13 protein-coding genes are annotated in these 24,298 nt (G+C 55.4%); 9 read left to right on the top strand and 4 right to left on the bottom strand.

Annotation, left to right across the window (positions count from 1 at the left end):
• The first annotated feature begins 34 nt into the window (after positions 1 to 34).
• The 3 genes from PGC08_RS15380 (at position 35) to PGC08_RS15370 (ending at position 6,865) form a co-directional block, all read left to right on the top strand.
• Complete coding sequence (locus PGC08_RS15380; protein WP_271708820.1) at positions 35 to 2,155, top strand: acyltransferase family protein; 2,121 nt, start codon at positions 35 to 37, stop codon at positions 2,153 to 2,155.
• A 110-nt stretch (positions 2,156 to 2,265) separates the two neighbouring features.
• Positions 2,266 to 4,926, top strand: coding sequence for a hypothetical protein (locus PGC08_RS15375; RefSeq protein ID WP_271708819.1), 2,661 nt, complete (start codon positions 2,266 to 2,268; stop codon positions 4,924 to 4,926).
• A 46-nt stretch (positions 4,927 to 4,972) separates the two neighbouring features.
• A complete protein-coding gene (locus PGC08_RS15370; protein WP_271708818.1) occupies positions 4,973 to 6,865 on the top strand; it encodes a glycosyltransferase in 1,893 nt (630 codons plus the stop codon).
• Positions 6,866 to 6,887: 22 nt separating this feature from the next.
• Here PGC08_RS15370 and PGC08_RS15365 read toward each other — a convergent pair whose 3' ends face one another.
• Positions 6,888 to 7,541, bottom strand: coding sequence for a CDP-glycerol glycerophosphotransferase family protein (locus PGC08_RS15365; protein WP_271708817.1), 654 nt, complete (start codon positions 7,539 to 7,541; stop codon positions 6,888 to 6,890).
• Between the two features lie 197 nt (positions 7,542 to 7,738).
• Between PGC08_RS15365 and PGC08_RS15360 the strand changes: the two genes are divergently transcribed.
• Both PGC08_RS15360 and PGC08_RS15355 read left to right on the top strand, forming a co-directional pair.
• On the top strand, positions 7,739 to 8,290 hold the full coding sequence (locus PGC08_RS15360) for a hypothetical protein (protein ID WP_271708816.1): 552 nt from the start codon (positions 7,739 to 7,741) through the stop codon (positions 8,288 to 8,290).
• Positions 8,291 to 8,884: 594 nt separating this feature from the next.
• The gene (locus PGC08_RS15355) at positions 8,885 to 10,318 is read left to right on the top strand and encodes a polysaccharide pyruvyl transferase family protein (protein ID WP_271708815.1); all 1,434 of its coding nucleotides are present in this window, start codon (positions 8,885 to 8,887) and stop codon (positions 10,316 to 10,318) included.
• 529 nt (positions 10,319 to 10,847) lie between these two features.
• On the opposite strand, the gene PGC08_RS15350 is transcribed toward PGC08_RS15355, so the two are convergent.
• Positions 10,848 to 12,656 carry a glycosyltransferase gene (locus PGC08_RS15350; protein WP_271708814.1) on the bottom strand — a complete coding sequence of 603 codons (1,809 nt, stop codon included), beginning with the start codon at positions 12,654 to 12,656 and terminating at the stop codon, positions 10,848 to 10,850.
• A 383-nt stretch (positions 12,657 to 13,039) separates the two neighbouring features.
• On the opposite strand from PGC08_RS15350, the gene PGC08_RS15345 reads away from it, so the two are divergent.
• The 4 genes from PGC08_RS15345 (at position 13,040) to PGC08_RS15330 (ending at position 20,851) form a co-directional block, all read left to right on the top strand.
• Positions 13,040 to 14,464 carry a bifunctional cytidylyltransferase/SDR family oxidoreductase gene (locus PGC08_RS15345; protein WP_271708813.1) on the top strand — a complete coding sequence of 475 codons (1,425 nt, stop codon included), beginning with the start codon at positions 13,040 to 13,042 and terminating at the stop codon, positions 14,462 to 14,464.
• Between the two features lie 287 nt (positions 14,465 to 14,751).
• Positions 14,752 to 18,216, top strand: a complete 3,465-nt coding sequence (locus tag PGC08_RS15340; RefSeq protein WP_271708812.1) for a CDP-glycerol glycerophosphotransferase family protein — start codon at positions 14,752 to 14,754, stop codon at positions 18,214 to 18,216.
• Positions 18,213 to 19,619, top strand: coding sequence for a polysaccharide pyruvyl transferase family protein (locus PGC08_RS15335; RefSeq protein WP_271708811.1), 1,407 nt, complete (start codon positions 18,213 to 18,215; stop codon positions 19,617 to 19,619). The genes PGC08_RS15340 and PGC08_RS15335 overlap by 4 nt, the downstream gene beginning before the upstream one ends.
• A gap of 134 nt (positions 19,620 to 19,753) precedes the next feature.
• Positions 19,754 to 20,851, top strand: coding sequence for a CDP-glycerol glycerophosphotransferase family protein (locus PGC08_RS15330; protein ID WP_271708810.1), 1,098 nt, complete (start codon positions 19,754 to 19,756; stop codon positions 20,849 to 20,851).
• Here the strand turns inward: PGC08_RS15330 and PGC08_RS15325 are convergent.
• Together PGC08_RS15325 and PGC08_RS15320 are read right to left on the bottom strand one after the other, a co-directional pair.
• Complete coding sequence (locus PGC08_RS15325) at positions 20,848 to 22,404, bottom strand: stealth family protein (protein WP_271708809.1); 1,557 nt, start codon at positions 22,402 to 22,404, stop codon at positions 20,848 to 20,850. The genes PGC08_RS15330 and PGC08_RS15325 overlap by 4 nt on opposite strands.
• 118 nt (positions 22,405 to 22,522) lie before the next feature.
• Positions 22,523 to 24,256 carry a stealth family protein gene (locus tag PGC08_RS15320; RefSeq protein WP_271708808.1) on the bottom strand — a complete coding sequence of 578 codons (1,734 nt, stop codon included), beginning with the start codon at positions 24,254 to 24,256 and terminating at the stop codon, positions 22,523 to 22,525.
• Positions 24,257 to 24,298 lie beyond the last annotated feature (42 nt).

The raw sequence follows: 24,298 nt of genomic DNA, 5'->3' as shown, positions 1-24,298 counted from the left end.
TCCAGCCGGCTGAGAAAAGTTCTAGACGCGAAATATGCAGAAGACGGATACCGAAGCTGCCGCTCGACCGAAAGCGGACAGTCAAAGAAGCAGAGCAGGATTCCGAGCTGATATCCAGGGTCTTCGGGCCTTGGCCGTCGGAATCGTACTGCTCTATCACCTTTGGCCGAACCGTTTCACAGGTGGGTTCATCGGCGTGGACGTCTTCTTCGTCATCTCCGGATTCCTCATCACCAGCCACCTCATCAAATCTCCGCCCAAGAGCTGGAGAGATGTAGCGAGTTTCTGGGCCCGACGCATCCGCCGCCTGCTGCCGGCGTCATTGCTTGTTCTGTTTGTCGTCGGCATAGCTACGTACCTGGTGGCGCCACAGTCAGTTTGGGTCGATACCGGACGACAGATCTTCTCTGCCGCCTTCTACGTGGTCAACTGGGACTTTGCGAATTCAAGCGTCGACTATCTCGCGGCCGACAACGCTCCGTCTCCGGTTCAGCATTTTTGGTCCTTGTCCGTCGAAGAGCAGTTCTACTTCATCTGGCCTGTGATCATCGGGCTCGCATTCCTCATCGGAACGAAGGCCAAGCACTCCAAAGCGGTCGTCGGTTTCACCGTCGTCGGGATCTTCGTCGCTTCGTTGGTGTTCTCCGTGTGGTACACGATTGCGCAGCCGGCAATGGCTTACTTCATCACACCCACCCGCATGTGGGAGCTGGCCACTGGCGGCCTCGTCGCGGTCTTCGTCATCTACGTTCGTCCGAAGCGGCTTCCGTTCAGCTCGCTGATCGGGTGGATCGGGTTCCTCGGTATCATCGTCGGTACGTTCATCATTCGGCCGGACATGCCCTTCCCTGGCTATATAGCGCTCCTGCCCGTGGTTTCGACAGCGCTAGTCATCCTGGCGGATTCTCGCGGACGATCCTCCCTCTTGCCCGTGCTGTCTTTGCGTCCAATACAGTTCTTGGGCGATATCTCCTACTCCGTCTATCTCTGGCACTGGCCACTCATCGTGCTCGTCCCATATCTTTCGGCACAGGTAGGAACAACCGAGAACTTGGGACGCCTCGACAAAGCCGTGATTATCCTCGTGTCGATTGCGGTGGCGTGGGCATCGACGACATGGGTGGAGAATCGCTTTCGGAAGACTACTCTGCTCGGCGGTCAGAAGAGAACCTTCGGGTTTGCGATCGTTGCCATGGTGCTTGTCGGAGCCCTCGGGCTGAGCCAAATGTGGGTGTCCGACAAAATCGTCGAACAGAACAAGGACGATCTCCAAATCGCCTTGGACGACCCCGACTCCTGTTTGGGGGCAGCGTCACTGCTTCGAAGTGCCAAAGACAATCCGAAATGCGAAGACACCGATTCGCTGCTGATGGAGCCGGCTGCGGCGAAGAACGACAAGTCCAAGGCCTACTCTGATGGGTGCTGGGCGAGCGAACCGTACACGGACCGTCCAGAATGCACATATGGGAATGGCAAGAAGAAGGTCGCTCTTGTCGGGAACTCCCACGCCGGACATTGGCTGCCGACTTTGGAGAGATTGGCCGAAAAGAACGATTGGACGATCACCACATTCCTGGCCTCGAACTGCAGCATCTCCACCTTGCCGCAGGATCTGGGCACCCCCGAGGGCATCAAAGGCTGCCAAGACTATTCCGACTGGGTCGTCGACCGTACAACCTCAGGTGGATTCGATGCGGTGATCACCTCTGAGCGTCAGTCGACCCCTCTCAATGGAAAGTCGTGGGAAGAAACTGAGAAACAGGCTCCGGAAGGCCACAAGGAGATCCTGCAGAGCTGGACCGATGCGAAGCTGGACGTCGTAGTGGTCAGAGACACCCCTTATCCCGGAGGCGCAGATATCCAGGTTCCAGACTGTGTTGCCAGCCACGAAGACGACCTTGAGCAGTGCTCAGGAACTCCGAAATCATGGCATTGGATGGACCCTCTGGCTGCCTCCGCCAGATCACTGGATTCGAAGAATCTGTCCATCATCTATCCAGAGGACTGGTTCTGTCCCGAAGGCACATGCGAACCAGTCATCGGGGGAGTCATCACCTATTTCGACACTGCGCACATCACTGCGACCTATGCCAAGACCTTGGCGCCGCAGTTCGACTACAGGCTTCGACATACTGGTTTGGAGACGTTTGACTGACTCCAGGACAGGAGCCGCATTCTCGATGCGGCCAGCAAACTGACACTCAACGACAGACTTTCATCGTTACAATCAGCGAATCACCCAAACTTCTGCAAAGGACTAGGCGAGTGAGCAAACAGGCAAACGCAAAGGACAAACTCATCGGCAAAGGGCGAGAGCTGGTGAAGCCCGTCGTCCACGGCATTGCCCGCCGTGCTCTGCCTGTTGTGGAACGAGCTTCGGGAACGAAGTATGTTCGTGAGCGTGGTGCAACGGGAACCGCAGGCTCACCGAGTTCGGCAAAGGGCGCAAAGAAGATCGCTCTCGAGACCGCTCGTTCCTACCGGAATCTGGCCTCGGCGCTCAAAGGCCGCACTGCTGGAGACGTCGACGGATGGACCGTGGCTCCGGCGAAGAAGGAAGTCGACGCCAAGCTACGTGAGATTGCACGACTCAATGCGGACTCGATTCTCGCTGAGTCCCTGATCAGCGGATCATCGCTGGGAGCCTCGATGGTCGAAGCCGGCAGGGCGCTGATCGACGCGGGACTCCACGGCGAAGCGGTATCGATCGGGCTCAACCTGCGGCGTCGACCTGAGCATCAGCAGATCGGCCGTGTTCTGTTGGGTATGGCTTATCATCGTGCCTCGAATCCGGAGGCGGCCTGGAACGAGTTCGAACGAATCGACGATCGTGAGCTCATCACTGCTGCCGCGCTCGAGTTTTACCCGACCGCAATCGACACCCTCGGAAACGAGGCTCTTCCTCTCATCGAACGGTCGAACCAGACAGGCGATACAGAGAAATGGAATTCCAAGGCTGTGCTGCGGACCGCGGAATCAGCATTCTGCATCGATGCCTTCGACCATGTCCGCACGTTGTTGGAAAGCCGACTCGCCTGGGGTGAAGACAAGCTCAGCGAAGCTGTCAAGTACGAACTCATGCGAATGCGCGAATGGCTTCCCGGAGGCGTTCACCTGCAGCCGCTGCCGACGACGCCGGGCAAAAGGAACTTCGGAGTTCTCAGCTACGACCAGCCGGGAATCCGCTCGCGAAACATCGGCGACTACATTCAGACTCTTGCGTCGATTGGTCATCTCCTCAGGTACGAGAACCTCAGTTTCACGGGAGACACAGGGCTCACCGACCTCTTCGCGAACCTGCGCAAGTCCGTGAAGCAGGAGCGAAAGTATGCCGGCCCCGAAGCCGAGCTCAACCTTGTCGAGGTCTACCGGGACGGCAACGTCTACCAGGACATCCCAGAAGACACCTGGTACGTCTCCTTCGGCTGGTATATGCACGACATCTTCGGCAAGTCCTTCAATATTCCATTCCATCCCAACCTGCGGCCGATTCTTCTCTCGGTATTCGTGCGGTACCCGGAGATGTTGACTCCCGACGCCATCGCCTACCTGAAGAAGTACGGACCAGTCGGGTGCCGCGACTGGCAATCGGTGGCTGTGCTGCGAGCCGTCGGTGTTCCCGCATTCTTCTCCGGATGCTTGACGACGACCGTCGATACACTCTTCCCCGCCAAAGAGCGCGACAAGCGTTCAGGGACTCTTCGCGTCGACTGGATGAAGGGCGGCAAAGGGCCGTCGAGAAAGCAGACCGTGACCGCGATCAGGGACAAATCGTTCCCCGAGAATCTCGAGCTGGCACGAAGCTGGGTTTCCGACTATGCCTACAAGTACTCGCGTGTACTGACTTCACGACTTCATGCCAATCTTCCCGCGCGATCGGTGGGAGCCACTGTCGAATTCGAACCCAAGAACAAGTCTGACTCCCGTTTTGGCGGACTGTACGGGATCAATGATGCCGAGTTCGACACCATTCGCACGGGCATCCTGGACAAACTGGCCATCATCATTCCGCTCATCGCAGAAGGTGCGTCGGAAGACGAGATCTATGCCAAATGGATCGAGATCACCGAAGACGATATGGCGGCAGCCGACAAATACCTAGCGGAGGCTTCCCTCCCCGATGAGACGAGTGGCGAGCTCGCTTCGGTGGTGAGTGCAGCGAACCAGCCGCAGCCCGAGGCTGGAACGACAGATGTCTACCTGTCCGTGAATAAGGGTGAGGAGTCCTTGGTCGAGACGGCGGCGAAGTCCATCGACGAGAACGCTTCAGGTCGCTATCGTCTGTGGCTGGCTTCCGGTGTTCTCGATGCTGAGCGTGTCACTGAGATCGGAGCGACTCTCTCCAGCGGGACTCTTCACAGCCTCGAGGCGGTCTCCTACTCGGGAATTACTGCTCGAGAGGACCTGGTTCAGGCTCTTCTGCCTGTGCTCTTCTCCGATCACGATCGTCTCGTGGTGCTTCCTGCCGCGGCCGAGGTCTTCGCGGATGTCGCAGAACTCAGCCGGACGAACCTAAGCTCTTCCCTGCTCGGCGCCAAACAAGATGTCAGGAAGACGCGCACCAGCGGTCTCACTCTCATGCGACGAATTGCCAGCGCCTTCAAAGACGATCATGTGGGGGCACTGGATTTCGTCTTTGCCAGCCACAGCACATTGAACGAAGACTTCATTGTGTTCGATCCTCAGATTGCGGTTCTCGACCTTGCCCGTCTGCGGAGCGAAGGGGTACCAGAGCGAGTCGTCGGATTGCTGAAGTCCGTGGGCATCAATTACGTCGACTCACTTCAGGTCGCGGTCGGCGGACGTTATGCCGAGCTCGACGCCGACTGGAACGTCCGTGCTCACTGGGAGACTTCGGACAGCCCCCGGATCGTCAACTGGCGGGGTCAGACTCGTCACCTCGGTCATATGGCATTGCCAACATGAGACCCGCAGAGACAGATGCTGCGATGAATGAAGAAGGAGGACACAAATGAGTCTCGTCTCCCGACTCTTCCGCTCAGCGCCGGACGACTTGGTATCCAGAGCATCGGAGGCCCCAGCCGTCTTAGGTACGGACGAGGTTCACGTATATAACGCGATTTGGGGAATTTCCGGGTCCCTTGGAGGGATGACAACTGCGGCACTGCGGCGAATCCGAAGCTTTCAGAGTTTCGGTCGACCTCTGTCGCAGACTTTGCTCACGCTCAGTTCGCGAATGGATGTAAACGAAGTCCGAGACCGGCTACTGGCGGAAGGTCGTATCACCGAGGATCTCCGCGTGGTCAACATCTGGCAAGATCTGCGCGACAGGTCCGACGCCGAGTTCGCAGAACTCGGGGGTATGACACCCGCGAACCCTGTTCCGGAGGAAGACGGTGAAGTCGAGAGCATCACCGATTTCTACGATGCTTTCCGCAATCCGAGCACAGGCCGGATCATTCGGCGAAACTACCTACGAGCCGATGGCAGTCTGCTGCTGGCCGATGTGCAGGACTCGAAGATCGGTCGTCGCTTCATTCTCCACTCGTCGACGGGAGAGCCAATGGCCGAATGGCGTCGACCACGGGATTTCTACAACGCGTGGATTGAAGCCGTGGTTACGGAAACGCCTGCTGTGCTCATCGTTGACGACAAGAAGATCAGCGAGTTCGTCCACGAGATCTCGGGCAGATCATTTGCCCTCGTCCTATTCATGCACGGTTCCCACCTTCGCCGGCCGTGGAACGGTGCCCACGGTGAGTTTCTCCCCCGGCGAGTCGAGACCATGCGAAACTTCGATCGCTTCGACATCGTCGGGGTCCAAACCAAGCAGCAGGCCGAAGCGATCACTGATAGAGGGCTCTCCGGTGCGAACATCAAGCTCCTCACTGGTGAACTTCCGCCCGCTGCTGTTGCGTCAGAGGGTCCTGCCGGACGACCGAAGAATAGTATTGTGATGGTCGCGAACCTTATTGGTCTCAAGCGCGTGGACCACGCAATCAGAGCTGTGTCTCAATTGAAGAATAGAGGAGTGGACGTCACTCTCACCGTCCTTGGAGAAGGTGCCGAGCGCCCGCCTCTTGAGAAGCTTGTCGCAGAGCTCGAGGTCGGCGATCGAATTGAGCTCCCAGGGTATGTCAATGATGTTCCAGCACGACTGCAGTCTGCGTCAATATCGGTTCTGACCAGCACCAGTGAGGGGCTCCCACTGGCGCTGATGGAGTCGATGGGAGCCGGCTGCATTCCCATCGTGTATGACATCACCTACGGTCCACGAGATCTGATCGAGCAAGGCAAGAACGGCTTCATCACACCGTTCGGCGATATTGACGCTCTTGCTGATCGGATTGAGACCTTCCTCGAGCTTGAACCGGATCGGATTTCGTCGATGCGTGTGGCAGCGGTGGACACCGTCGAACGGTACCTTCCGGAGGCAGGCTACCACCGCTGGCAGAAGGTCCTGGCAGAGACGAGGCCTGCGCATCTACCCATTATTAATGCTGGCGAGATCGGTAAGGGAATCGACGTCAAGAAGGTGCACGTCTCGCCAACTCAGCACGGTTCTCGAGTTGAGATCGAGGTTAATCAACTTGATGGGGGGATTGCAGCATCAGCTCAGCTCGTCCTCTCTGGCCGAAAGCTGAACTCCTACGTTCTATGCAGTGATCCTAGGGTCGAACTGAAGAAGTTCGGTAGGAGGACCATTCTCACGTTTATCGTCGACGATGAGAAGTTCTCAGAGTCGGTGGGCGAGGTCTTTGACGTCTTCCTGCGACGCCCTCTGGATCCGTGGAATGCGAAGCGGAGAATTAGCACTCCAAAGGAATTCACCCCGGAGTCCTCAGGAAGTCACGAATGGTACTCGACAAGACACGGAAATCTTTCGGTTCGTCCGAGAACTTGAGCTGGGACGAACCGAGAGCATCTTATTCGTCGTTCGCCTCAGAGTTGGTGCTCTTCTCGAAATGGAAGTTCTCCAATGCCGAAGTCCTCTTCGCAATCAGCTCGCTGATCGTCTTCGTGAAGAGGACGGTTGACGTGCCTTTCTCACCTTCGCCGAAATAGTAGCGCCGCAGCCTTTGGCGGACCTCTGCCGAAGTATCGTCGGTCAGCATCTTCTGCAGAAGCGCACTCGTCTCGCCCACCGTTGAACCATCGATGATCGGAGTGGCCAAACTGATCGGTGCTTCCTCATTGAGCCTGCCGGAATCGTCGCGTCGATCGGTCAGGACCAATGGTTTGTCGGATTGCAGATAGAGGAAGTCGAGGCCGACGCTGGATATATCTGTGACGAGAAGGTCGACAGCGTCGAACATCGCGAGAATGTCACCTTCCATGAGAACCTGATGCTGCCGAGTCTCGTCTGCGATCGATTCGTTCGCGCCGTCGATGAGTTCGATGATACGTGCGTTCGCCTCCGCCACTGCGCTGTCTTTCGACGTTTCCACGCGAGGGTGAGGCTTGTAGATGACCCGGGTGTTATCGAGACTCAATGTAGCTTCGACGATTTGCGGGCCGAAGAGGTCTACCGAGGTGTAGTTGTTAGCATCGTTTTCCCCTTCCCACGTTGGGGCGTACATAATCGTTGTCAACGCTGAGGGTTCTAACTCTGCTGGCCTGTCAATATCCAACTGAGGGCGGCCGACCTTCACCAGAACGGACTCGTCGAAGTCAACGAGTGATTTACGGTGCCGATTGATTGCAGCGTCACCAGCGACGAACACTTTGTCGTACGACTCGCTTGGTTGGAAACCATGCTCAGCTTGTCGGATTCGCCATGATTGATATGCACATGAACCATCGGGGCAAACCCCAGGGATTGGAAGTTGGACATCCCGTTATTCACGTACAAGGCCAATTTGAAGTCATTGGCATGGTAGAAGGTGTGGAGCGGGTCGAAACGGCGTTTGAGTACCACGGGCAATCGCGTGAGTTCTCGAGCCTGGTTCAAAGCCGATGGTTTGCGCAGAACGAGGACAACTCGATGAGTCCGGTGCAGTTCTTCGAGGACAGGTATCCATTGGCTCAGCTGATAGAACTTGGGTTTGCGATCGCCGAAGTAGACGACGACCTCAGCCCTGACGTAGCTCCCGTCGAACTCGTCTTCGAGCTGCTGCCAGCGTTCCGCTCCCCTGATCCATTTGCTGGTCTTCTTCCACGCAGACGAGCGCACAGCCTTCAATGCTGTCGTACGAAGCAAATGTTTCACAGTGGACCTCTCAAGAACGGTATGGGCCTATCGGCTCAGGCTCAAAATATTGCCGCCCTTCATGATACGGCTCCAAGACAAAACGACCTGCTCGTTCTTTGTGAAACCGATCAGCTTTGATCGTACTCGAATGGTGTAGGCAGTGGGTGTGGAGGGTCATTCGCCGCACAACATCGCGTTGCCACTGGAATATGGGCCGGCCAAACGTAATGTCAGGTCCGAAGCTTTTCAACCGGTGCGGTCACAGAACCGCGCACTGGGAGATCTCATATCGTTGGGGCTTCGATGAGGAAAGATCCGGCAAAACGGGCGTGGCAGGACTATGGCCAAGGCAAGAATTCTGGCACGAGATTCGTCAAATAATGAGGTTTGGTGCAGAGACACATCACGCTGATTTGAGGACGAAGGAGAGCACGCAGCCTCATCGATCAATCTTCGGTCGTCGGCATGTGTGGAGCTGGTCCCCCGATCAGATAGAGAAGGACATTCCATACAAGGTGTCCTCCGCGTCCTGACCGTCACAGATGAATTGGCCGTAATGGAGTCGAAACTATAGAACAGTCCCGTAGCGGCAGTTGGTGCGGGCCAAGCATGTGATTCCACCTGCTAGATTGTCATTACCGATATTGCAACTAGTTTGGAGAAGAGCCGGTGACACGATTACTACTTAGGGCCGCGAAGGCACCGTGGGTCCCTGTTCCGACTGAATCCGTCTTGACGCAGAACGTGCTGGCGACGAATGTTGGAAATCTCCTTTTCGGGCAGTCGATGTTCCGGGCTCTCAGCGTTGAAGGAACTGAAGTGGTAGCCAACAGCTTCAATTCCGGTCGTGACGGAATCGACGATGAGTACATTCAGCGCATCAATGACGAATTTGACTGTTTCGTTGTTCCACTGGCAAACGCATTTCGCCCATCTTTTCGCCGCAACTTGGCAAATCTGACTCGAGTGATTGAAGGGCTGGATATTCCTGTCACAGTCGTCGGAGTCGGAAGTCAGCATCCGTTGAACGGTGGAGACGAGCGTAATGCAGATCTCGACGAAGATGTGAAACGCTTCATGTCAGCCGTGCTTGACCGGTCTGCGAGTGTAGGAGTCAGAGGAATAGAGACGTCCGCATATCTCAAACGTATAGGTTTCGGCGAAGAACATGTGGATGTGATCGGTTGTCCCTCAATATTCATGTACGGTCCGAATCCCACAGTCCGGGCTCTTGAGGATGACTTCTCACAACAGAAAGCGCTCGCGATGTCTGCGTCACCTGAAACGGGAGTGATGGTTCCCGTCATCCGCGACCATGCCGAGCGTTTCGAACGGTTTAGCTATATTCCACAGAATTCGTGGGATCTTAACACAATGGTGTGGGCCGAGCCACGGGGTCGGCAGAACGCGATCAACGGCCTAGTCAATCCAGATAGTCTGCTTCATGTGCGTGATCAAGTACATTTCCCACTTGATCCGGACACTTGGGTTGAGTTCCTGAAAAAATTCGATTTTGTGCTTGGGACCCGAATCCACGGGTCGGTCGCTGGCATCTTGTCCGGGACACCCACACTTCTCGTGGCCCACGATTCGCGAACTCGCGAACTCGCCGACTACCATCAAATTCCATATGTCCCGCTCGATAAAATATCAGAAAACACGCGCGCAGAGGATCTCTACCAATACGCTGACTACTCCAAATTCCATGCTGGGCTCGCGGAGACCTTTGATCGGTTTACTGCATTCCTTGGTAAAAATGGCCTAAGAAACATCTATCAGTCTGATTCCGTGCCGAACGATTATGACGAGAAGCTTTCGGCAGCTGAATTGCCGCCGATGGTGCATCCGATACTGGCAGAAGGAGAAGCTGGACGGCGAGAAATGGCTTCTCGTCTCTGGTGGCTACGGCAGGGCAAAAAGACAGACAATAGTCGCATGCGCTATGCGTTTAAATCTGATCTTCCTCATACGAAGAAACCTACTGTGACTGTAAAATCTGTGGATAAAAGGTTGTCGGATGAGATGAAGAAGCTTAGATCAGAATTGGCAGAGACTCAGAAGCTTGTGAAAGCACAGGCTAAAGTTATCGACAGACTCGATGTGCCGATTTCAAAACGGGCCAAGAGATATGTGAAGCGGCTTGTCGACAAGCCGAAAGGTAAGTAAGCGAAGATTTTGTCGTGTTTCTGACCCAACTTGTATTATTCCAGTGGGCGAAGCTACCTGCCTGTAAATGGATACTAGCGCGAGCGCACATGAGAAGCTGACGTGGACGACACTATATAGAAGGCCAAGTTTGAGAATTCCGCGGCTGCACAGTCAAGTAGGCGCAGCAATCCCGGTACTGGTGTCGGCTCGTGTGCTCGACGGTCAAGTATCTGGGCCGTCGAGCAAAGAGTTATAGGGAAATTCAAAAAAAGTTCGTACCCCGTGCCACCGAAGGAAAGTTCTGGGTGCCCGCGTGATCGATGTCAGTAGCGCATGGTTCGCGAAGTTCTTGTCTAGGTGTCTTGCGTAAGCGAATTCGCACAGCAGACGGCTGATAACTCTCTGGCTCTCCGGAGTCCAATCTATAGTGAACCGATGCGTCGGTTGTTCAGAAAATCGTTGCTGCTGTATGTGTAGGCGTTACTGAGAACGCGTAATCGTTCAGATAGTTTGTGGACTTAAGGAGGACTAGCAGCCAGCGAATCTGCTAGCCGATGCGCGCACTGAGGAAACCGTTCTTTGTAACATAGAATTCGATACCCCCAGTGCGGTCTGACACCTGGTCGAAATTCGCAGGGAGCCTAGTTCGTCGAGTCCTGCTGCCAACCTTGAGATCGACATAAAAGTCAATTACGTTCCCACCAGCTACGCGCAAACGCGGGGCCTCGACACTTACGGAGTTTTTCGCTGCGCTATCTGTGCAAACAGGTTCGCGGCCGAACACTGCTGAGTGTGAGTCCCTGCTCATCCAGGTCAAGAACAACTTGTCAGTGACGCCAGCGCGGACGCCCGAGAGGTTAAGTTTGAACTTGTACGACTGGCCGTCTGAAGTGATCTGGCGCAAGCTGATCTTTCCGCCGATAGGCTTGGTTGGATTCTTTTCGGCCAGCACTTGACGCATTGTGTCACCCCACAATGATGTTATCTGGGCGGGGGAGAAGTCTTGAGATCGTTGGATGGCGGCCTTACGCATTCTTTTAAGCTGGGCCTCGGGCATCTGCGAGACATAAGCGATGGTGTTACCTAGGGCTTCAACATTTCCATCTGGTACTAGGAAGCCATCGACGCCATGAGTAATGATGTCAGGAGGTCCGTACGAAATGTCGTATGAAATTGGTATGCAACCGGCCGCCATTCCTTCCAATACGACGAGTGATTGACCTTCGGACCTGCTGGTCAGGAGACAAAAACTTGCTTCGGAAAATTTCTGTTTGGCTTGAGGATCGTAGCCTCTTAAGTGTACTGACTGTGCAAGATTAAGCCTGCCGATGAGGTTTTCAAGTTCTTCTTGTGCGTCTATTTCGTCACCAAAGATGTCAAGGTGAATATCAGGATTAATTTTGGAAGCTTCAAATATTCCTTTTATTGCGTGATCAAGACGTTTAGATTTTATTAGACGGGAGAGAATGACCGCAGACGAGCGGTTTCGCTTTCCTGGGTGGTGCGCCGAAGGGGGTACAACCATATTGGGGAGAACGGCCATGTTATTCGAGCCAATATGGAGGTCGGCCAAATCCCTTCGTTGACTTGCGGTTAGGAGTGCTACTCTGTCGTATTCATCCATATGAGTTAACACAGGATAGTTCTGCTTTGATAGCCGCCCAGTAGATGAATTAGGTGGCGTCCCATGGATGCTATGGATTGCCTGAATGACTTTGACTGACTTCTTGTCGAAGTCTCGGATAAATGAATATGACGGCGTGTCACTAATAAGTATGGTTTGGTGGTGGCCAAAAATCCATTTGAACCAATCTTTGAAAAGCTCTTTGCTGCTCTGCCATTGACCGATCAGTTCGCACTGATTGTTGAAGACACTAATGGCCCGGCCGCTTCTCCTGCCGGGGGAGTCAACGTCGCGGCGGTCGCTCACCGCTCGTGTACCGTCGGTTCGGAACCAGTCTGTTTGTAGCAAGGTTCCATTCGTCGCGTATCTTCGGCTGACAGAGGACTTGTCAGGTTCTAAGCAGTCGTCATCAAAGCAGAAGGGCTTCGGTGCGCGGGCAGTGAACTCCGCGAGCTGATCGTCGGGCAGGGTGCGCATGTCGTTCCAGAGGTTTCTCAATGCGACGCGTGGGCTAAGGCGCCCTTCACTGTGTAGCTTGGCGTTCAGTGCGTCGACGTCAACGGCATGCACGGGCGAAACATTCAGTATCTCGATGCTACGTTTGTCTGCATCAGCAAGTGCGCTTGTTCGTTGAAAGCAAGCGGCTGTGCGACCCCCGTAATTCTCGGGAATTATTCCGATGAATCCAAAAATTGGAACTTTTGGAAGGATCTTCTTGGTGCGTCCGAACATCGAGCCTCAATGCGTATTGGTAGTTGTTGCACGGTAAGGTAGCGACCGTGGCTTGACTTTACATCGTTTTTAACTTCGTCGCTGGAGTGGAGGGCTCTAAAGCGGTTCAAGTGAGAACGTGACCGCTACGGCGATGAACTGAAGTCGCATAATTGAGGATTCACCTATCTGTAGGTTGACTCGGGGACGATCCTTGAGAGAAGCGCTCGTAAGCTGGAGGTTCGCGAACTTGGTGATAGAGAAGAGTTTCCCTACCAGACGCGGCTAGGCAGGATAGATTTCGTGGCACCGAATACCATGTGTAATGAAGCTGCCTGATAGAATCGTTCCTTGGCCAGAAGCCGTATTCTGGTATACCTCAATAGATTCGAAGGGTAGCTAACGTGGCAGATACTCGAAACATCGGCGTGATATTGGCCGGTGGTGTCGGAGCACGGATCGGGCTGGATACGCCGAAGCAGCTGATCAAGATCGCAGGGCGTCCGATCATGGAGCATACGTTGGCGATCTTCAATGGACATCCGATGATCGATGAGATTATCGTGCTCATGGCTCGTGGGCATCTTGATCGCGTCCATGAAATTGTTCGGAAGAACGAATTTAATAAGGTGACTTCGGTTCTCGAGGGCTCTGGGACACGAAATGACACTACACAGGTCGCTTTGCGCGCGATCGCGGACAGATACTCGGATGACTGCAATGTCATTCTGCACGACGCTGTCCGACCATTGCTTGCACCTTCCATAGTCAACGATGTTGTGCGTGCGCTCGAGACGAATGACGCGGTAGACGTCGCGATTCCATCCGCCGATACCATCATTGAAGTCGAGGCGGGGGCTGGACAGTACCCGGTGATCAAGGATGTTCCTCCCCGTGGGAATCTGCGACGCGGACAGACTCCGCAAGCATTCAAGCTTTCTGCCATTCAGCGCGCTTATGACATAGCCGCTCGGGACGAGGACTTTGTTGCGACCGATGATTGCTCTGTCGTACTTCGATACACGCCGGAAGTGCCTGTTGCAGTTGTGGCCGGTGACAACAGCAATATGAAGGTTACTGAGCCGATTGATATCTATATTGCGGATAAATTGTTTCAACTGCCCGGACGCAATGAGCACGAGACGACTGAAGATGCGCTGAAGTCTGCACTCGCGGGGAAGACGATGGCTGTGTTCGGTGGGTCTTACGGAATCGGTGCAGATATCGCATCGCTTGCGGCAGAATTCGGTGCTACGGTCAAGACCTTTTCTCGGTCGTCGACGAAGACGCACATCAACCGACGGGATGATCTCATCGCTGCACGAGATCAGGTTCTGGCTGAGACAGGCCAGGTTGACTTTGTAGTGAATACCGCAGGTGTCCTTCCTCTGGCTCGTTTGGATGAGACATCCGACGAGACTATCTACGAAGCGACGGAGATCAACTACATCGGGCCCATTTTGCTCGCCCAGACTTTTTATCCCGAGTTGGAGAAGACCCAAGGATCACTTCTCCTCTTCACCTCGAGCTCGTACACGCGGGGGCGGGGAAGCTACAGTCTCTATAGCTCCGCCAAGGCAGCTACGGTCAACCTAACCCAGGCACTTGCCGACGAGTGGAGTGCGGAAAGGGTGCGAGTCAACTGTGTCAATCCTGAGCGTACTGGCACACCGATGAGAACCAAGGCATTCGGTACAGAAGACCCGAGTTCTTTGCTCGAGTCGAGAACGGTTGCCAGGGCATCGTTGGAGGTGCTCGTATCGAACAAAACCGGACATGTGATCGATGTGCGTAGAGACGACCCACTGTCGGAATACTCTGAAAACTAAGCCAGGGATTGATCTGTGAACCGGAGCGGATGGCTGACAGTGTTACTGGCGCGGTTAGCGGGCGGGAAGACCGTAAGGACAAAAGGCAAGGTGCAGTGAAACAGTCCCAGACAGTTACAACTGATTCAACGAATCGCTCGGCGGGAAGACCGTAAGGACAAAAGGCAAGGTGCAGTGAAACAGTCCCAGAGACAGTTACAACTGATTCAACGAATCGCTCAGCGGGATCCAAATTCGCTTGGTCGACGATAGGATCTGCATTTTCCTACGGGCTGCCCGCTCTAGCCGTGGCATTTTCAGCGTTCATTTCCATTGCTCAGCCAATCTCATGGGTTTTTCCTTCGATCATCACAATCGTGTTGGCATGGGACGTGTTCCGGATGTGGGCCAAGAAATCCTCGCTTGGACACCGGTCGGTGATTCGCGCACTGGTGGCAGGCACAATTGCCCTCCAGTTCGTCCTGACCTCGTCAGGAAGTGAAATCCCGTGGATCGCCGCGATTGCGTTCGTCGCAATCACGTTCCCAATTCTTATCGAGAGCACTTTGGGCAAAGGTGTGTCGAAGCGAATAGAATTCGCGGGAAACCTTCCCGGCGTTACCACTCCGCCTCGAATGCCAGCTGTGTCGCGCCCGCTGATGACAACTTCCGCGACTGTACTTCTGGTCGGAGCCTGGCTGTCATTCTTCGGCACCGGGCCTGCGCTATGGCTTGCAGCGGTCGTTGTTGTCGACATCTTCTATGCGGCCGTACTTGTTGCCGTTATCCTGCGAATCAAACGCAATATGGTGCTCAAGCGCGATCTTCCGGATGCAGTTGCGTCCTATGATCCAGAGTTCGTTATATACACTGCTCTGCCTGACGACGCGCCGCACCAAGTGATGATGTGGCTCCCATACCTTGAGCGTACTGGACGGCGCTTTATAGTAATTACTCGGCATGTTCGGCCCGCCAGATCGCTTGCAGAGTTGACGGACGTTCCGGTTATCGCCCGTCGGGGGATAACCGCGCTGGAGAGTGTGCTGACCGATTCGATCAAAGCTGTCTTTTATGTCAACGCGTCATCCGGCAACAGCACGATGGTGCGTTACCCCGACTACACGCATGTGTTCCTCGGGCATGGCGACTCCGACAAGCCCACTTCTTACAACCCATTGCACGCGATGTATGACCACGTGTTTGCTGCAGGTGCTGCCGCGACTCGACGGTACGGTGACCACGGTGTGGTTATCGATCAAAGCAGATTTGAGATTGTTGGTCGACCGCAGTTGGAGTCGGTTGAACGATTTGCTGGGAACATAGCGGAAGTCGAAGAGCCGACGGTCTTTTATGCACCAACCTGGAGAGGGCACGTCGAAGAGACCCTGCTGTATTCCCTGCCCGTCGCGCCGCAGATGATTAGACAGATCTTAGACCGCGGTGCTCGAGTGATCTTCCGACCGCATCCGTTCAGTTATCAGTTCCCGGAAGACGTCGCGACCATCGACGAAATTCACAAATTGCTCGCTGAAAATGCGCGACGAACTGGTCGGCAACATCTATACGGGGCAGCTGCAGAAACCAATGTCGACGTCATGGAATGCTCGAACCTATCCGACGTAATGATCTCAGATGTCTCCAGCGTGGTTTCCGACTATCTTTATTCGGGCAAACCCTTCGCAATGGTCGCAGTGAGCTCGAAGGGACCGGACTTCGTCGAAGAATACCCGATTGCGCGGGCTTCCTATGTTCTCAATGGCGACCTGAGCAATTTGGACTCCGTGCTGAACGATCTGCTTCGCGACGATCCGAAGCAGAAGGACCGAAATGAATTGCGTGCCGACTACCTCGGAGATTTTCCGGCGGAAGGCTATGCGGACCACTTCATAGACGCTGCCCGCAAGTGTATTGACGAGAAGCCTGTAAACGAAGTGGCCGATCTCGACGAAGACGTCGAAGGATGTGAAGCTGGAGATTCCGAAACATCGGCAGTGAATGAGCAGTCCGACGGAGATTCCGAAGGCGTAGACGAGCGAAGACGAAGTCTGTTGTCAATGATCTGGGCGCAGGTCGCGGGACGTACGATGGTCCCCGCATTGCTCGGTACACTGGCATTCGTCTTTGCCATTCTTCCCACCCCACACGTCGTGACAGCAACATGTGGGGCATTGGGGACACTCAGCTACCTGCTGATCTACCGTCGTGTATTTCGTCGGGGCAGCCGTCGGACCAATCTCCTTCGAGCTTCAAATGCGGCACGCGTGTTGATGGTTTTCGCCGTTGCATATGAATGGGTGACATTCTATGAGTGGTCGTCAGCGATCATTGTCGCTTCGCTCATTCTTGTGTTCTCAATCGTCTTAGAGACGAGCATTATCAAGTCATGGCGGGTGACCGGACTGGAAGCGCGAAATCTGGAGGGTGTGGAAACACGCGGATACCAGCCGTTCGGACGGGGCACGGTTGCAGTGTCGAGTTCTATCGTCACACTGATCGCCTGGGTCCTCCTGTACTTCGGCCAGCTGGCCGAAGTCGTGCTGGTTCTGTCGTTCGTCCCCTTCGCGCTGGCGCTCTTCTTCTGTATCGCCGGCATCGAGCGTGGAGTTCGCAGCGCTCGTCTTGAAGAGCAGCTTCCTGACATCCTTGAGCGCTATGGCGCGGAATTCGCAGTGTATTTCGGTTCGACGATGGGCATTAGTTATCAGTTGGGCATGTGGGACAAATACTTTGCTCGCATCGGGCGGCCGTACATTGTGGTAACACGAAGCCTGAAAATGATGCGTTCTGCACAGAACGTGACTGAAGCGCCAGTGATCAATCGACCGACGCTGCGGAGCCTCGAAACTGTCATCACTCCGAGCCTAAAGGCGGCCTTCTACGTCAATAACGCAGGAAAGAACTCCCATTTTATTGAGCGCCGAGAAATGACTCACGTTTGGCTCAATCACGGTGACTCGGAGAAGCCTGCTTGTTTCAACCCCGTGCATGCAATCTATGATCAGATTTTTGCAGCCGGCCAGGCCGGCATTGACCGGTATGCGCGGCATGGCGTCGACATCCCCCGACAGAAGTTCGAAATTGTGGGTAGGCCGCAGGTTGAGGAGATCGAACGAGCTACGGCTCCAATTGGGGATATTGCCAACGCCACGGTACTTTACGCTCCCACCTGGAAGGGCCCGTACAAGGACACTGCCTTCTATTCTCTGCCCAGAGGTGAGGAGATTGTCTCTGCACTTTTGCGCCGTGGGTGCACAGTGATTTTCCGCGCGCACACACTGAACTACCGATTCCCCGAAGCGCGAAGAATGATTAAACACATCGGTGGCCTACTCGACGCAGACGGAGCGTTGAGCGGGCGCGAACACCTTTGGGGAGCAACCGCAGAGAAAGACATGTCGCTAGAAGAGTGCTTTAATCTCTCGGATGCGATGATCTCTGATGTCTCAGCCGTGACCAGTGACTACTTGCAGTCACGGAAACCGCTGGCAATAGTGTCGGTTGGGCGAACAACTAAACAGCTCGAACAGGACGCGCCAGTGTCCCGTGCTTCTTACATAATCAATGATGAGCTGAGCAATCTCGAGGAGATGATCGGAAATCTCCTCGGGGAGGACCCATTGTCTGCGAACCGCGACGAAATGCGGAAATACTATCTAGGTGATTTTGACTCAGACGGTTACGCTGACATCTTTATCGAGAGTGCAGCGAACGTGATAGACGCGAAGAAGTCAGAGCTGGACGACATCATCCATACGAAAGAGACTGAGCGATGACGAAGATACTCCTGCGGGCTTCCAAGCATCCCTGGGAAGCATTGTCTGCCGAAGAAACTCTGCGAACGAGAGCATTGGCAGAGAATGCAGGTAACTTGCTGTTCTCCCAGTCCGTCTATCGGTCGTTGGCCACTTCTGGTTCTGAGATCACGCCTGATGGATTTCGTAGTCATCGCAAAGGCCAATCGGCTGAATATGCGGCATGGGTAAATGAAAACTTCGATCAATTCGTCATTCCCCTGGCCAATGCCTTCCGTCCAGGATTCCAGAAATACCTGCAGCGCCTGACTGCGCTGATCTCCCGGCTAGACATTCCCGTGGTCGTGGTGGGTGTCGGGAGTCAACATAAGCTCGACGGAAGTGCGCTGGCAGATGATCCGATCGCAGGTGACGTCCAAAAATTCATGGCGGCCGTTCTCGAACGTTCCAGCAGCGTCGGAGTCCGTGGAGAGTACACTGCGGACTACCTCGCGGGGCTCGGATTCGATGACAACGTCGTCGACATCATCGGCTGTCCTTCCCTATTCATGAATGGCTCGACCCCCACTGTTAACCGCCCGGGATCCGGTCTGCAACCGGATTCGCAAATAGCGATGACCGTCTCTCCGTATGTCAAGCCAATGAAACCGATAGTTGATCGACATACTCGAAAATACTCCAACCTTGTCTACGTCCCTCAGAATCACAAAGATCTCGCGATGATGGTGTGGGGAGATAATCGGACGAACCCGAAGGATCTGCGCAATCCCACGCACACTGGGCACGCCTTGTATCGCGAGGACAGAATGCGATTCCCACTGGACCCGCGAACTTGGGTCGACTTCCTCCGCAATCAGGAGTTCGTTTTCGGCACCCGTATTCATGGAAGCGTTGCGGGAATCCTTGCTGGCACGCCGACATTCCTATTGACTCATGACAGCCGCACTCTCGAATTGGCTGAATACCACAAGATACCTCACGCGGGTTTCAAAGAACTGGCGAAGGACATCGATGCGGCGGATCTCTACGAGCGTGCAGACTACAGCGATTTCGAGGCACATGTACCCGAAGTTCTGGCGCGATATTCGAGCTTCCTGGAGAAGAACGGACTAAGACACAGTTTTGCCCCGGGGAAGCAACCCGATGAATTCGATACTCATGTTGCTGAGGCTCAACTTCCACCGATGGTTCCTACACTCTTTGCCGAAGGCGAAGAAGGGAAGCAAGTGGTGATGCAACGGATCAATGAGCTGCACAATCGGCAGGTCGAAATTGAGTCTGCAGTGGCAAAGCAGGGGCAGGGTTTCGAAGTTAGTCAAAGCAATTCGACTCCTGCTCCGAAGCCTTCAAAGCATCGAGGCATGTTCGTCAGGGTAGTTGACAAGGCGCGGGCTCTTAATCGAAAGCTCCGGCGGCGTAGGTGAAGATCGAAATGCGTCGAGTCGCGCGAGGACTTCTCTCGTCTCGTGCGGGACATGTGCTCAAAAAGTGGCTCCAAGACAGCGGGCCAGCTCGGAGAACCGGCATCAAGGTTCACGGAGGGCGCCGATCTGCAGATGTGATTGCCTATTTCGGTGACAGGCCAGATTACCTCTACCAGTTGCAGCAGTGGCTGAGCGCGCTCGAGTCGCTCAACGAACAGCGCCCGGTTGTTATTGTCTTGCGGAATAATGATTCATTCAGTGCGTTGCAATCGATGACTTCACTACCGCTGGTATTGGCCGAGACCCAGCCGGATTTGGTTGATCTCTACGCTGGTGGAGACTATAAGTTGGCGATCTACGTCAACAACAGCATGAGGAATTTCCAATCAATGGCTGATCCATCCATCATCCACGTTCATGTCGACCATGGCGAAAGCGACAAGACTAGTTCCATTTCGAACCAGCTTAAGGCTTACGACAAAGTCTTCGTCGCAGGTACTGCCGCGAAAGAACGATGCCTGCAGGCGTTGTGGGGTTTCGATGAAAGCCAGTTGGTCTCAATCGGCCGGCCACCTTTGGACGGCATTTTTCGCTCCTCTCTGCCCGTCGATGGCAGACCAACAGTTGTATACGCTCCGACTTGGCAAGGGGAGAACGACGCCAACAATTACACATCAGTCGATGTTCTGGGTGAGCAGATAGTTTCGTCGTTGCTCACGATGCAAGTTCGTGTTGTTTATCGACCACACCCGCGTATGGTCGGAATGTCGGATTCCGCAGTTGCGGCAGCTGACCGGTCCATTAGATTGATGATTGACGCTTCGAACATCCGCGGCGGAGGACATGTAATCTCCACGGATCTGAACATTCTGGACCTCTTCGTGGACACCGACCTGCTTATCGCCGATATTTCTAGTGTGGGGCTTGATTTCCTTTACCTGCATACGGAGAAGGGACTGCTACTCACGGATAGACGCAATGATCAGGCTCGCCTGCAGGATATCTCACCAATCGCTGCTGAGCTGGGTACCGTGTCGTCCAGTAGTATTCGGCACCTGCCACGCCTGGTGGACGAGGCACTGCAAGGGTCTGCATCGCAGGAAGCGAGAATGGTGCTGCGAGACCACTATTTCGGTGTGAAGACAGCTGGAGGGTCTACCGGAAGGTTTGTGGAAGCGATTAGTGAAGCAATTCGCGAGCGTGATGTGCGGGACGGGGACGGCCACCGTTAGATTTCAAACCCGCTTCTGCAGGGAAAGTACGACTCAAGGAAGTCACCGACTTCTTCGTCAGCCAGAGGTTCCACATCATCCACTGGTGCGTCGTTGAGGCACATCGTTGAACGGTTGCGCAGACGCAGCGTGTCCCGCAGCACCCAGCGGTAATTGTCATCACGGATATTGATGTAGCGATAGGTGATCGACGTGGCCACGGCTCTACCGACGATCTGCGCATAGTAGTGGTACAGCTGGTCGGCAACGATGTCTTCGTGGTGTCGAAAACGGCTGGACCAGGTGTGTTCAAATGCGTCTGGGAATCTATCCTCCATCTCGAACAGCACGCTTTTGAGCAGCGGATACGGTGTGTGCTTGACGGCATGGGTCACTGTGATTCCGAATTCAGACTCCAGCAGCCGTCGGATATTCCTGGTGAGGTTGAAGTGCGGGCCGTCCTCGGCCGTCGGTGCACCAAACGGACGATGGTTCCTGGACGGGAACGCTTTTGCCAGGCCGGTGGGTAGGAAGAAGTCGTGGGGGCGAACTGGCTTCCCCAGCATCACATCATCATTGAGGTAGATGAAATGCTCGCTCAGTTCTGGGATGTGGTGGAGCCGAGAGATGATCGAGTTGCTGTTGAACGTCGGGAGATGATCGGCATCGTCATAGATATCTGCATGGCTGATCATCCGGATCTTCGGATGATCGACATCAAGCCAGGCAGGTACCTGACCCGAGGTGACGATGTAGATCCGTCTGAACCACGGTGCGAAATACTCCAGCGATCGCAGCGAGTACTTCAGTTCGTCCTTCGACTCGAATCGGGCTTCATGATTAGCCTCCGGGTGGTACTCATCGCCTGCGAGATCGGCTTCCAGCCGGCGCTTCGATTCGATCCACTCGGGGTCAGCACCATCGACCCAGGTGTACACGGCATCGATCGGAAACGTGATGTCTTCGAGCATGGTCCGGTTGAGCACTGCGGGGGTGAGGCAATCTCGTCCTGATCCGGTCGAGGTCTTCTCCAGGGTGAATTCAGCGTCGGACATGAGCTTGGCGGCACGGTTCTCCGCGGGTGCTTCGATCACCACTCTGGAGTCTGAGACGATCTCCGTCCAGAACTCGATCGAGCAGCCGTAGCGGAAGCCGAAGGCCCAATTGGTGTCGGTCACCTTCTTCGGTGCGGTGACAGTGATGATTCGGACGTCGAGGTCTTGGCAGAGGTCGACCACCTCGGCGAGGGCGACCGCAGTCGACTGGGGAGTCTTGACGTAGATCGGAACGTTCGTCTTCGGTCGCATCAGGGCTGCGGCAACGAGCGCTTTCGCCTGATCTCTCACGCCGATGCGGTAGCCGCGGCCGGCATAGTCCTCGACCAGCCACCACTCGATCTTCCTTGAGTCGAGCGCATCGGCTACATACTCAAAGTTCTCCAGCGCAGCCTGCGCCGGTGTCATCGCCGGAACCAGCAGATTCAGGAGGTCTCCGTGACGGGCCACATCATGTTCGAGGGTGAACCCGTTGCGTTCGGACTGGCGGCGCTTCGTCTTGCGTCTGCGCTTGTTCAACTGGCGCAGCTTCGCAAGCCCCGACCGACGAAGCCTGAGATACCTGTTCTCGCCTGAAACTCTGATGACTATCGGTTTCACCAACCCCACCAGAGTCGTGCTTAGACCACTTCGCACATCAACCTGCTTTCTCCCGTGTGAATGCGTAGCTCTGCCGATCCTGATTCGTCGTCGGGCTGCGATTGCCCGCTCGGGCAGCAATGGGTGAGTCATCGCAAGCAGTCAGCTCGAAGCTTGACGGCACCGGGAATCGGTCGGTCAAGAAGCGTTGAACCTCCCGATCGACGCGATCGGCCTCGGCCTGCGGAAGATCGGTCTCATTGATGCAGCAGACGTCGAGGTCGGTGCGGCGGGCGATACGACCCAATTGCAGAGTCAGATCCTCTCGCGCGAGATCCACGAACTGATATCCGATGGTTCCCTCGACCGATCTGCCCTGCGCATAGGCATCGAAATGGTGCAGGGACGCGGGGATGGAGAAGTCATCGGGCGCCCGGAACCGAGAGGCAGCGACCTGAGCGAACATGTCCGGTGCATCGCGCTCCATCTTTTCCAGCAGCGGTCTGAGCTGAGCATGTGGAGTGTGCTTGAGACGGTGAGTCACGGTCCTCCCGTATCTCTCCAGCAAGTAGTCGCGTCCCTGCTTCGCCGCCGAGATGATCGGCAGATCTCGAGGCGACCACCCGTCGACGTCGATGGGAACGATTGAGGGGAAATGCTTGGCCAGGCCGTTGCCGGTATAGAACAGTTCGGGCTCAGTGGGGCGCAGGAAGAAGCAGTCGTCGTTGAGGTACAGGTATCGGTCGCTCAAGCCGGGGATGTGGTGAAGCTGGGACTCGATCGCGTGCGAGTTGAAGACTGGAAGCACCTCAGGATCGGTGAATATCTCACGATGGTCGATGACGGTGACCTGTGGGTGCTCGGTGTTCAGCCACGCTGGTATCTGATTGTCGGTGACGATGAATATGTGTCGTGCCCACGAAGCGTAGTACTCCAGGGATCTCAGTGAATATCGCAGCTCGTCTCGTGAGGTGAACCGCGAATCTGCGAGCGCGCTCGGTTCCGTGAAATTGAGATCGACGTCCTTGCGTGCAGCGTGCATTCGTCGTCTCCACGCAGGATCATCGCCGTCGACCCAGGTGTAGACGATGTCGACGGGTTCGTGCAGTGCCTTGAGATGTGGAGCAGGCAGTCGAAGGATCGAGCCGTTCGTCAACGCATGCTGCCAGACGCTGGGGGTGATGTAGTCGACCACCAGGTCGTGTTGCGGTTGTTTGCGTCGCAGAGTTCCCGGCAGGTGCACGGCCCCGTCAGCGCGGGTGACGCCTGTTCCCAGGCGCTCCCAGATCTCGACGGTGACAGTCTCCTTCACCGTGCTCAGCTCCCGGCCGTTGGGGGCGACACAGTGGCGGAGGCAGCGGATGGCAGCCAGGCGGTCTGGGGTCTTCGTCGCTTGGGCGATACTGACTGTGCGGCCTCTGCCATCGGCCAGGTGCATGCTCCACGATTCGTCGGTCCGAGAGCCGAGGAGCTGTTTCGAGATGGCCGTCAGCGCGTCCGAGGTGTGAGGGGCGGCGACGACGATCGTTGGATGAAAAGGCGTGGTGTCAGGCAGTTCGACGAAGTCGACGGCGGCCAGCCACAGTGCTCGGCGGACGTCGGCCAAGCTGGAAGCCTGGGCCGATCGTGCGTCGTAGACATCGCTGATCTGGGATGCCTGATTCGGCGGTGGGCTGCTGATGATCTGCTGCCAAGTGTGTTCGCCGTGGCGCAATTTGGAGATCCAATGTTTGCGCTCAGGGGTGAGGTGCTGTGTGATCGCAGATCGGATCGACCTGGGTGAGAACCACAAGATGAGCTCCTCCTCAATTTGCGGATAGACCGGTCGATGCAC

This window comes from Brevibacterium sp. BDJS002 (genome assembly GCF_028201555.1).
Classification (GTDB): Bacteria; Actinomycetota; Actinomycetes; order Actinomycetales; family Brevibacteriaceae; genus Brevibacterium; species Brevibacterium aurantiacum.
This window is presented reverse-complemented; position numbering and strand designations above follow the sequence as displayed.